Genomic DNA, 11,596 nt, shown 5'->3' with positions numbered 1-11,596 from the left:
GTGGACATTGACCGATGGATGGCGGGTGGCAAGACACCTTGGGATGCGTTTCCCGACACGATGGGTGGCAAGCTGGACGCAGAGAATGCCGCGCTGAAAGCGGCGCTGGCCCATGAGAACGTCACGCTGCGCACAGGGGCCAATGTCGGGCGTCTGATCATGAAGGATCGAAAAGTCACGGGCCTGACCCTTGCGTCTGGCGAAGTTCTGAGCGCCCCGACTATCGTTCTGGCGGCAGGTGCTGTTCAAACGGCGGCACTGTTGCTTCGGTCTGCGCACGACGGCGCGCCAACCGGCGTGGCAAATCGGTCAGATCAGGTGGGGCGTAACTTTATGAACCACAACTGTTCTGCTGTGCTGGCCTTGCATCCGTTCCGCCGAAACCGGGCGGTGTATCAGAAAACACTGATGATGAACGACTATTACCTGACCGGTGGCCCCAATGGTGAACCGCTGGGCAATATTCAGCTTTTGGGCAAAATTTCGGGGACGATTTTGCAGTCCAACGCGCCTTTGCCAGGGGTGCTTGCGCGTTGGATCGCGGATCGCTCGGTTGATCTTTATGCGATGTCCGAAGATCTGCCCAATCCGGAAAGCCGCGTCACATTGGCCGGAGATCACATCAAGCTGGATTGGAAACGCTCAAACTGGGATGCGCATGAGGCATTGGTAGCCAAACTCAAGCGCGACCTGCGCAAAGCGGGGCATCCCGTCGTCATGTCGCGCCCCTTTGACCGACGCACGCCGTCGCATCAATGCGGCACCGCGCGCATGGGGGATGACCCAACCCAAAGTGTTGTGAACAGCTACTGCCAAAGCCATGATGTCGAGAACCTCTTCATCACGGACGCATCGGTTCTGCCAACCTCGGCGGCCGTGAATCCAGCATTGACGATCGCAGCCCTTGCTTTGCGGTCTGCAGAACACATTCAAGAAACTCGCTTCGCTGCGTAGGGCAGGGGGCACCAAAGGACGATACCATGAGCAAAGGGTATGATTTCATCATCATTGGCGGTGGGGCCGCCGGATCGGTTCTGGCCGGACGTCTGTCAGAAGACCCCAGCGCGCAGGTCTTGCTGCTAGAGGCGGGTGGACGCGACCTGCATCCACTTTATCACGTGCCAGCGGGCTTTGCGAAAATGACCAAGGGGATCGGATCCTGGGGCTGGGATACGGTTCCGCAAAAGCACATGCAAAACAAAGTCTTTCGCTATACGCAGGGCAAGGTTCTGGGTGGCGGGTCAGCCATCAACGCTCAGATCTATACCCGCGGCAATGCCCAAGACTATGACGACTGGCAACAGATGGGTTGTCAGGGCTGGGGCTATGACGACGTGCTGCCCTATTTCAAAAAGGCGGAAGACAACGATACCTATGACAATGCCTATCACGGCAAAGGTGGTCCGCTTGGGGTCAGCCAACCTTCAGCACCTCTGCCCATCTGCGAAGCCTATTTTGATGCGGCCGCCGACGTGGGCATTCCCCGCAACATGGACATCAACGGCGAAAAGCAGGATGGCGTTTGCTATTACCAGCTGACGCAACGCAACACACGCAGGTCTTCGGCAGCGATGGCCTATGTCGCGCCCAACCGGGGGCGCCCCAATCTGACGGTCAAAACCGGCGCTCAGGTGCGGCGGCTGATGACCAAGGCGGGGCGTGTTCAGGGGGTTGCTCTGACTGACGGCACCGAGATCATTGCCGACAAAGAAGTGCTCTTGTGCGGCGGTGCCATTGGGTCTCCGCGCCTTCTTCAGTTGTCCGGCATCGGGCCTGCAGATCACCTTGCGTCCCTTGGGATTGATGTGGTCTATGACCAACCCGAAATCGGCGAGAACCTTCAGGACCACCTTGATCTTTACTGCATCAGCGAGCTGAACGGGCCGTTCAGTTATGATCGCTATGCCAAACCATTGTGGGCGGCTTGGGCCGGTCTGCAGTATTTGGTTGCGCGCAAAGGCCCTGTTGCGTCGTCGCTGTTTGAAACGGGCGGGTTTTGGTATGCCGATCCCGATGCGCGGTCGCCAGACATTCAGTTCCACCTCGGGCTTGGCACTGGTATCGAGCACGGCGTTGCGGCCATGCCGCAAGGCGGTGTCACGTTGAATTCTTGCTATCTGCGGCCCAGATCTCGGGGATCTGTGCGATTGCAAAGCAGCGATCCCGCCAAAGCGCCACTGATCGATCCCAACTATCTGCAGGATCCGCTGGATCGGGAAATGTCCATTCGCGGTTTGAAACTGACGCAGGAAATCCTGTCACAGTCGCCGTTGAAGAAATACATTCTGGCCGAACGTTTGCCCGGCCCTGATGTCCGCACGGACGAGGATTACTTCAACTTTATCTCAGAACATTCCAAGACTTCGCACCATTGCGCAGGCACGTGTCGCATGGGTGTGGATGACGGCGCGGTCGTCGATCTGCGCCTGAAGTTCAACGGGCTCGAGGGTCTGCGGGTCGTTGACAACTCGATCATGCCAACCGTGATTTCCTCAAACACCAACGCAGCGGCGATTATGATCGGCGAAAAAGCCGCTGATATGATCAAAGCCGACCATTCCATGGAGACAAAATGATACGTCACATCGTACTTGTGAAATTCAACCCACAAACCACCGAAGCCCGCATCGCCGAAATTTTCGCCGAGCTGCACAACATCAAAGACAAGCTTGACGGCGTGCTGTCGATCACCGCAGGCCGCAGTGAAAGCCCTGAGCAAATCGAGCGTGGCTACATGCATGGCTTCGTTGTGGATTTTACCGATTGGGACGCGCTTCAGGCCTATCAGGATCATCCAGACCACAAAGCGCTTGGCGCGCAGCTGGTGGCGAATGCGATCGGTGGCATTGACGGTATTTTGGTCTTTGATCTTCCCATCGCCTAGGCAGCCCTTTAACAACGGGCAACGCCAAGCGTAAGGACAAGGATCGATCTGACCATGACACGAAAGCCGACCATCATTGATGTCGCTAAGAAAGCCAATGTGTCGAAGTCGACGGTCAGCCTTGTCCTGCGCAACAGCAGCACAGTGCGCGAAGAAACCCGCGATGCTGTGCGTCAGGCGATGAAAGAGCTGGGCTATGTCTATAACCGCTCTGCCGCCAATATGCGCAGTTCAAACGCGGGCTTGATCGGCTTGGTCATCAACGATCTGCGCAACCCGTTCTTTGCAGAGTTCGCGACCTCGCTGCAGATGGCGCTGGCGCAGCAGAACTATGCGACGGTCATGGCCAATACCGACGAAGATCCGGCATTGCAGGATCAGGTGGTCAATTCCATGATCGAACATGGCGTGTCCGCCCTGATCATCTGCCCCGCCTATGGCGAAACAAGATCGACCTTTGATGCGGTCGAGCGCGCCGGTTTGCCCGCGCTGCAGTTGCTCAGACGTGTGGATGAGCGCACCGACCATTTCCCTTTCATTGCGCCGGACTACTCCAGCGGCAGCCGACTGGCTGCAGAGCATCTTCTGCAACAAGGCGCGCAGCGGGTGGCTTTTGTGGGGGGGCTCGAAGGGCGCTCGGTCACCGAAGAGCGTATGTCTGGCTGTATCGAGGTTTTACGGCAGGCTGGGCAGGAACCTGTGGTTATAACGGGTCAGGCCTCGCGTCAGTTTGGCCGCGAAACAGCGCGCACCCTTATGCAAGACTATCCAGATGTGGATGCGGTGGTGTGTTTTAACGACCTTGTCGCGCTGGGCTTGCTGTCTGGCAGCAACGAAGTCGGGCGTTGCATTGGCAAAGACATCCTTCTTGTCGGCTTTGACAACATCGAAGATGCCGCAGAAACCTATCCCTCGCTGAGTTCCGTCAGCTGCGACATTGCTGCGATTGGCCAGCATGCGTCAGCGTCTATTCTCAACTGGCTTGAAAAAGGCGTGGCCCCAGCGCGTGTCGAACGCACCAAGGTCGAGTTGATACGCAGACAATCCAGCGACACCGCATTGCGATAGACGCCTTAACGGTTTGCGCATTCTGAAAATGCGGAACTAAACCTGTTAGGCTGCCTTGATTGGTGACAACTCGCGCGCCCGGTCTTTCGGGATACGTGCGCCATAGTGCTTGATGACCTCAGCCGCCATGCGTTGGCCGAACTGCAAAGACGCTTCTGCGCCAAGATTGCAGATCTTGCCCACTAGAAATCCTGCATTGAACGCATCGCCTGCCCCTGTGGTGTCCACGATGTCTGTAACCGACGGGGTGGGCATTGAATATGTCGTGCCGTCGATCAGTGCGTCCAGCGACGATGCGCCGTTCTTGACGACCACTTCTTGCACGCCTAGCGCGCTAAGCCGTTTGATCGTGTCAGCGGGGCTTTTATCGCCCCAGGCATAGGCTTCGTCGTCAAAACTGGGCAGGCAAATGTCTGCGAGTTTCAGGAAGGGCACCATCGTGGCCTGGATTTCCAAAAGAGAGGTCCAAAGCGCTGGTCGCAGGTTCGGATCAAAAGAGATCAAGGCCCCGTTTTGTTGCGCTGTAAGCAGGGTTTCCAGCAGATCTTCGCGCTGCGCAGGCGGCAGGATCGCAATCGAGATGCCTGACAAGTGGATCAGCCCCGCCCCCTTGATCTGCCCGCTCAGCCACGACGTGTTGGACGCCAGTTGCCGCGCGGCGGAGTCGCTGCGCCAGTATTGAAAGCTGCGCTCGACCCCGTCGAGGTCGATCATGTAAAGCCCCATTGCCTTGTCGGGAACACGTGCAATGCAGGCCGCATCAAGACCGTCGTCGCCCAGTAGGTTTACAAAGGCGTCCGACGATGCGTCCGTGCCAACGGCGCTGACAAACCCTACGTCGTTTTGGTGGCCGAGCAATTGTGCCATATGCCATGCGGTGTTGAACGTATCGCCCGCAAATCCACGGCGATAAACACCGTCCTCGATAGGGGCCATTTCAATCATCGCTTCGCCGATCGCCAAAGCGCGCAGGGGGTGGGAAATCATGGCTTGTCCTTAGGGTTGGCGGGAATGTCGTGGATGGCCGAGGTCAACCAAGCTGGCCAGTCCCGCTCGAACACGGGTTTCTCGTCTTCGTTAAATGTGCGGTTTGGCCGTTCAGAGACATGGAGGCCGGATGCATCCTGCCTGATCAAGATTTGGTTTGATTTGTCCTCTGACCGTTCCATCCTGAAACGATAATCTTCCAATGGCCCCTTGGCATCATGCGGCAATCCCGTTCCATCGCGATCACAAATGGCACGCGCGCCGCGACTGCCGCCACCCGCCGCAATATAGGCATCCAAGGCGGTCAGAACGGCATGAGAGGCCAATGCCATCTGTCGCCATTGCACCGCCCGCGCGGCCTCGCTGGCGCGCGATATGGCGATGCCCTGCGCGTCGACCTGCTGCACCAAGGCCTGTGCGTCTTGTAAGGCCTGTTTGACCTCTGCTGCGGTGCACAGGATGCCCGCGAAATCGCTCATGCGCGCCTGAACAGCTTTGCGTACGTCTTTAGCATCCAGCCCGCCTTCGGTTTTCAAAGACGCCAGCAATTCTGACGTGGCGCGCTCAAACGGTGCCAAACTGTTGGCCGCATCAATGGGCGTATTGCCAATTGCGCCGATTTGTTCGGCGACACGGGTGCCAAAGACTTGTCCCGCATTCAGCGCCGAGCCGCCGGGACGGGTGACACCATGGGTGCCAGCGGCCTCGCCAATGGCATAGATCCCTGCGATATTCGTGCGACCCCAGATATCAACAGCAATGCCGCCGTTCATATGTTGGTTGTTCACAGCAAATTCGAGCGGCTCTTTGGCGATGTCCACTTTGTAGCGGCGATACAATTCGATCGCGAGCGGGTTCATGTGCTTTAGGCGGTCAATCGGCAGATCTTGGTCCGCGTTCGCATCTTTCAGGTATTGATGCACGTCATCGTCCAACCGCGACAGGCTGAACGCCTCGTCGCCGGGAACCGGAAGGATGTTGCGATTAAAGTCCAGAAAGACCCGACGACCTTTTTGGCTTTCGCGAAAGATCGCCAGATCGACAAGGCTTGACCCGAAATCCAGCATACGCGTCGCATGGAACGGCCATTGATAGCCCTTGCGAAACACATTCGAGGCCATTTCCTGGGTCGTGCGGTAATAGTCCGCCAAAAAGTGATGCTCGCGCCCTTCGGCGTCTAGGGAGTAGATGTGGGGAATAACCTGCACATAGGTGCCCGAGAGGTTCCAAGGAAACCCTTCGCGACGGGTGCCGATGCCGAACTGGCTTTCGGTCAGGTTGACCAATTCCAACCCCGCCTCAAGCGCCAGACCAAGCGAGCCGAAACAGCCATTTGGAAACACGCTGTCCCGATAAAGCTCGCCCGGTCCTCCCGCTGCAATCACCAGCTTGTTGCAGCGAAACAGAACCAAGCCATAGGGATTTTCAGGCGATTGGTCTTTGGCGCGAATGGCCAGAACACCAGTGATTTTCTGCCCGTCATCCGCGCCCTCTGTGATGAGCTTCACGGCGGTGGTCAGATTAAAGAAAGGCACATTCAGCCGCAGCGCTTCTTTCGCCAATACTTGCACCATCAGGCGCGAGGTGCGCGGCCCGCAGCTGGTGGCGCGACCGGTTTCGTCGTGATCTGTCTGGTACCTTAGTGTGCCGCCAAGTTGGTCTTGGGGCAGGGGCAGACCCAGATACTGCAACGACGCCATCGCTCTGGGTGAGCCGACCGCCTCGATATAGGCCGTGTCTTCGTCCATCGCGCCACCGGCACGCAGCGCGCGGGCCATATCCAGATAATTGTCGCCACTGTCAGCGGTGTTCGCGGTATGCAGGGTCTGCTTGTCCGATCCCGAGCAGGCCGACGTGCCACCCCATGCGCTTTGGCTGAGGATCGCGACATCAATGCCGCGCCGTTTCAACTCGACCGCAGCGCGCAGACCTGCCGCGCCACTGCCGACGACCAAGCTGTCGCTGGCCAAAACGGGCACCCGATAATCGCCAACCTTCAGGTGATCCTGAAAGTCCGGTTCAGGCGGCAGCTTTGGCATGACGACATCCGTCAGCTCATCCAGAATGTGCTGTGGCACGGGATTGGACATGTCTGGACCCTCAGTTAGACTGTGGAATATCGACCCAGCGTTCCTCGTTGGACGAGGTCATGCAGGCGTCAACGATCTGGCAAATATGGTGTCCGGTCTCAAACGTCGGCCACATGGGTGTTTTTGTGGCGACGGATTTGATGACTTCATAGGCTTCGATGATTTTGCTCTCGTTATAGCCCAGTGCAAAGTTTGGAAGCGGCAGGAATGCCTTATAGGTTTCGTTTTCCGGGCCCACATCGATTTCACGGAACCCGCGACGACCGACTGCATCCTCGTTTGAATAAAACCGCAGGCGGTTCACTTCGTCATAGGTGTAAACCAGGCTGCCCTTGGTTCCATAGACCTCGTAGGACTGCATGAACTTGCGACCGGTCGCCACGCGGCTAAAGTCGACAAGCCCGCGTGCGCCATTGGCGAACTGACACATGACGTTAGAGCCATCCGGATTGGTGATATCGGCCCAGTCTTCGCCGCCTGTCAGCTTAGGAACTTCGCCAAACCCCAGACCGTCGACCACGGGGCGTTTGGGGGTGACGACAAAATTGTCAGCAATCAACCGTTTCACCGGACCCACGAGAAATTCCATAAAGCTGAAGACGTGGCTGCCGGTGTCTCCGATGATGCCGGTGGGGGCCAGATCTCCGTTGGCGCGCCACATATACGGCACCAGGGGATCGCCATACATGTCGATGTGCTGACAGGCCTTAAACAGCTTGATTTCACCAATCTCGCCGGCCTGGATCATCTCTTTCGCCATATGATGCACGGGGTTGCGCGGAAACGCATGCCCAACGCGGGTCACGACGCCCTTTTGCGCGGCAATATCGGCCAATTCACGCGCCTCGGCTGCGGTGTCCGCCAGTGGCTTTTCGCAAAAGACGTGCTTGCCTGCGAGCAGAGCCGCTTTTGCTACGGGATAGTGCAGGTGGTCTGGCAGGCAGATATCAACAAGATCGATAGATGGATCCTCGACCGCCTGCTTCCAGTCTGCGACAATGCGGGCCCCCGGTGCATTCTGCGCCAGCGTCTCTTGGTCAGACAGATCGTCGGTCACCAGCATATCCACAGACGCCACGCCCTCTGACGTGCCGAAAAAGTGCGGGAAGCTCTGATAGGCCATGGTGTGCGTTTTGCCCATCCAGCCCGACGCGCCCAAAATTGCCACACTGACTTTGCTGTTCATATTGCTCTCCATGGGGTTCACTCAGGTTCTACTAGAAATTACTGGAACGTTCCAATTGGTGTCTAAATAGGGAACCCGCCGGGGTCAAGCTCTTTTGATTAGAGGGGCGTGGGAAACCGAGTTTGGAGCGAAAGATGTACGGTCACGGATAGGAAAACAGCAAAGGCGCAAGCGCGATCGGGACAAGGCGGTTGTGATAAAACGCCCGCCCTGTCCCAGATTGAAACGCTAGCCGATGAACCCGCCTGACTGGCGTGCCCAAAGCTCGGCATAGGTGCCGCCCGCTTGGATCAACCCGTCATGTGTGCCGTCTTCGACAACGCGGCCGTTGTCCAGCACCACGATCCGGTCCATCTGCGCGATGGTGGACAGGCGGTGCGCAATGGCGATCACGGTTTTGCCCTCCATCATGCCATAGAGGGTTTTCTGAATGGCCGCTTCTGCCACGCTGTCCAGCGCCGAAGTCGCCTCGTCCAGAACAAGGATCGGGGCGTCTTTCAGGATCACCCGCGCGATTGCGATCCGCTGACGTTGCCCGCCGGACAATTTCACCCCACGCTCACCCACATGCGCATTATAGCCGGTGCGCCCCTTTGGATCAGACAAGTCTCCGATAAAGTCATGCGCCTCGGCCAGCCGTGCCGCGGTGATCATTTCGTCCTCGGTGGCGTCGGGTTTGCCATAGAGAATATTGGCGCGCACGGACCGGTGCAGCAACGAGCTGTCTTGCGTGACCATCCCAATCTGGCGGCGCAGGCTGTCTTGGGTCACGGCCGAAATCGGTTGGCCGTCAATCAGGATATCGCCGCTTTCTGCATCGCGGAACCTTAGCAACAGATTCACAAGGCTGGACTTCCCTGCGCCGGACCGCCCGACTAGACCCACTTTCTGGCCCGCTGGAATCGACAGCGACACGCGATCCAAACCGCCGTGACCTTTGCCATAGTGATGGCTGAGGTCGCGGATCTCGATGTTGGCCTGTGTCACAGTCAAATCCCGCGCATCTGGCTGGTCGACCACATCCTGATCCACCGCGATTGACCGCAGCCCTTCGCGCATGACGCCTGCATGTTCAAACAAACGGATCGTCACCCACATGATCCAGCCGGTCATGCCATTCAATCGAATGACCAGAGCACTTGCGGCGGCAACTTCGCCAATGCTGACCAGATTGTGCATCCAAAGCCAAACCGCAGGCCCAAGCACACCGACCATCAAAATGCCGTTTAAAGCGTTCATGCCAAAGGACAGTTCCGTCATCAGACGCAAAAACCGTTGAAACCTCAGACGCAGACGCCGCATCGATGACAGGGCGTATCTCTCTTCTTTTTCACCATGGGCAAAGAGTTTGACGGTCTCGATATTGGTATAGGCATCCACCACGCGCCCGGTCACCAGCGAGCGGGCATCGGACCATTTTTCCGAGGCCGATGCCACACGAATGGCGATGCTGCGCACATAGGCGATGTAAAGCACAAGCCAGATGGCAAGCGGGAAGCCCAGACGCCAATCGATCTGCGACAGAACCAGCGTGGCCCCGATCACATAGGTCAGCGAATACCAAATGCCTTCGAAGGCCATATAAACACTGTCTTCCAGTGCTGGCCCCATTTGCATGACACGGTTGCTGAGACGTCCGGCGAAATCATTCTGAAAGAACCCGGTGGATTGCCCCAGCAGGTGTTTATGGGCACGCCATTGCGCCTGTGCCTGCATGTTCGACGCCAAAGTTTGTTCCAGAAACAGGCGGTTGAATGCAATCAGCACGGGCCGCAGGAACAGGATGAACAAAGCCACCGCAATGACCTCGACTTTATGCGTCTTCCAGAACGAGGACGGACCCGCCTCGGTCATCAAGTCGATCAGGCGGCCGGAATAGAACACCAGCCCGCTTTCCATGACGGCGACAATGAAACTGGTCAGCGCGATCCATGGCAGCCATTTGTGAAACGGCTTGAGTTGTTCTTTGATATAGCCCCACAGCTGTGATGACGGAGTCGCGTTGCCGACGCGGGCAAAGGGGTTCAAGAGATCTTCGAAGTATCGAAACATGGTGCCCTCCATAGGGCGAAAAGGAACTGGTAAAGATGCGAAAGTTGGCGATCAGCCAACCCAAACAGGACCGACTAAACGCGGGGGGGTAGGGTCCTGATTTGATACATCTTTGCTCCTCCAAGCATGTTCTGACGTTTTGGTACGCGAAGATCGACGACTTGTCAGGTCTTTTTTTCCTGACTTCATCGATGTGCGTTGAATTTGCGGATTTTAGGGGGGTGACGCAGAGCGCGCGCGGCGAAATGGTTCGCCGCGGCTCAAAATCATATCGGCAATACTTTTGGGATAAGGCCGCGCAACCGATGGTCTGCTTACGACACCGTAAACTGACCCATCATGCCGCAGTCTTCATGTTCCAGAATGTGGCAGTGATACATGTAGGGCGCATCACTTGGGGCATCATGGTTGAATTGCACCAAGACATCGGACCAGCCCTCTTCGACATGCACCATATCTTTCCATCCTTGCGCATAGGCGGGGGGCTCTGCACCGCTTTGGCTGAGGATGCGGAATGAGCATCCGTGGATGTGGAACGGGTGCAGCATATCGTCGACAGAGATCCGCCAGATCTCTGTGTCGCCTTTGCGCACGGTTTCATCGATGCGGTCCATTTTCATCGGCAACCCATTGATGGCCATGGCACCCACATTGCCGCAGACGTTGTCCCAGGCCAAAGCCAAAGCCGCGAGGTCTGCGCCCACGTCCATCTGCAATTCAAACGCGCGCGTCGTGGTTGCGCTCGACGGATCGGCAGGCGACAGGTTGGCCAACCGTTGGGGCATGGCTCCTGCGAAACCTGTTTCGGATGTACGCGTCAACGTCAGCGCCGCTATTTTGGCATTGCCGCCAAACAGCCCGGCAAAGAAACCTCCGCCGCCATCCATATTGACGTTCAGCGTGTTGGTGTCGGCGGTGCCCATGTCCACCAAGATTTCGTAACGCTCGCCTGGCGACATCAGAACCGAGGGTGTCTCGACCGGGCTGGCCAGAAATCCGCCATCAGACGCGATCACCGTGATCGGGCTCGTGGCCATCGACAACTCAAGGAATCGGGCGTTGCAGGCGTTCAGAATACGCAGCCGCACAAGGCCTGTGGGCACGGTTTGGATCACCGGCGCAATCGCACCGTTGACGACCATCGCGTCGCCCTGAAAGCCGTCTTCGAACACTTCGGCGGTCAGCTCGTAACTCATACGTCCCGCGGCATCGAAGGTCTTATCCTGAAGGATCAAGGTAAAATCATCCACGCCATAGGTTTTGGGCAGATCTGCCGACATACTCGCGTCGTCTTCGATCAGCATCACGCCCGCCAGCCCCTTATAGGTC

General features: G+C 57.4%; 9 protein-coding genes. 4 read left to right on the top strand and 5 right to left on the bottom strand.

The features are described 5' to 3' along the window. From ACEQWH_RS03260 to ACEQWH_RS03245, 4 genes are all read left to right on the top strand, one after another. The coding region (locus tag ACEQWH_RS03260) for a GMC oxidoreductase (protein WP_370228281.1) at positions 1–954 on the top strand (954 nt) is incomplete at its 5' end. Between the two features lie 26 nt (positions 955–980). Further along, complete coding sequence (locus ACEQWH_RS03255) at positions 981–2,576, top strand: GMC family oxidoreductase (protein ID WP_370228280.1); 1,596 nt, start codon at positions 981–983, stop codon at positions 2,574–2,576. Further along, on the top strand, positions 2,573–2,884 hold the full coding sequence (locus ACEQWH_RS03250) for a Dabb family protein (RefSeq protein ID WP_370228279.1): 312 nt from the start codon (positions 2,573–2,575) through the stop codon (positions 2,882–2,884). Before ACEQWH_RS03255 ends, ACEQWH_RS03250 begins: the two co-directional genes overlap by 4 nt. 54 nt (positions 2,885–2,938) lie before the next feature. Then, the gene (locus ACEQWH_RS03245; protein ID WP_370228278.1) at positions 2,939–3,952 is read left to right on the top strand and encodes a LacI family DNA-binding transcriptional regulator; all 1,014 of its coding nucleotides are present in this window, start codon (positions 2,939–2,941) and stop codon (positions 3,950–3,952) included. A 45-nt stretch (positions 3,953–3,997) separates the two neighbouring features. On the opposite strand, the gene ACEQWH_RS03240 is transcribed toward ACEQWH_RS03245, so the two are convergent. The 5 genes from ACEQWH_RS03240 to ACEQWH_RS03220 form a co-directional block, all read right to left on the bottom strand. After that, complete coding sequence (locus tag ACEQWH_RS03240) at positions 3,998–4,939, bottom strand: sugar kinase (protein WP_370228277.1); 942 nt, start codon at positions 4,937–4,939, stop codon at positions 3,998–4,000. Beyond that, the gene (locus tag ACEQWH_RS03235; protein ID WP_370228276.1) at positions 4,936–7,029 is read right to left on the bottom strand and encodes an FAD-binding protein; all 2,094 of its coding nucleotides are present in this window, start codon (positions 7,027–7,029) and stop codon (positions 4,936–4,938) included. The genes ACEQWH_RS03240 and ACEQWH_RS03235 overlap by 4 nt, the downstream gene beginning before the upstream one ends. A gap of 10 nt (positions 7,030–7,039) precedes the next feature. Next, positions 7,040–8,215, bottom strand: a complete 1,176-nt coding sequence (locus ACEQWH_RS03230; protein ID WP_370228275.1) for a Gfo/Idh/MocA family protein — start codon at positions 8,213–8,215, stop codon at positions 7,040–7,042. Between the two features lie 228 nt (positions 8,216–8,443). After that, on the bottom strand, positions 8,444–10,267 hold the full coding sequence (locus ACEQWH_RS03225) for an ABC transporter ATP-binding protein (RefSeq protein ID WP_370228274.1): 1,824 nt from the start codon (positions 10,265–10,267) through the stop codon (positions 8,444–8,446). A gap of 314 nt (positions 10,268–10,581) precedes the next feature. Next, on the bottom strand, positions 10,582–11,596 hold a 1,015-nt coding region (locus ACEQWH_RS03220), incomplete at its 5' end, for a multicopper oxidase domain-containing protein (protein WP_370228273.1).

Origin of the sequence: Cognatishimia sp., assembly GCF_964229375.1 — a bacterium.
In the GTDB taxonomy this organism is placed as follows: Bacteria; Pseudomonadota; Alphaproteobacteria; order Rhodobacterales; family Rhodobacteraceae; genus Cognatishimia.
This window is presented reverse-complemented; position numbering and strand designations above follow the sequence as displayed.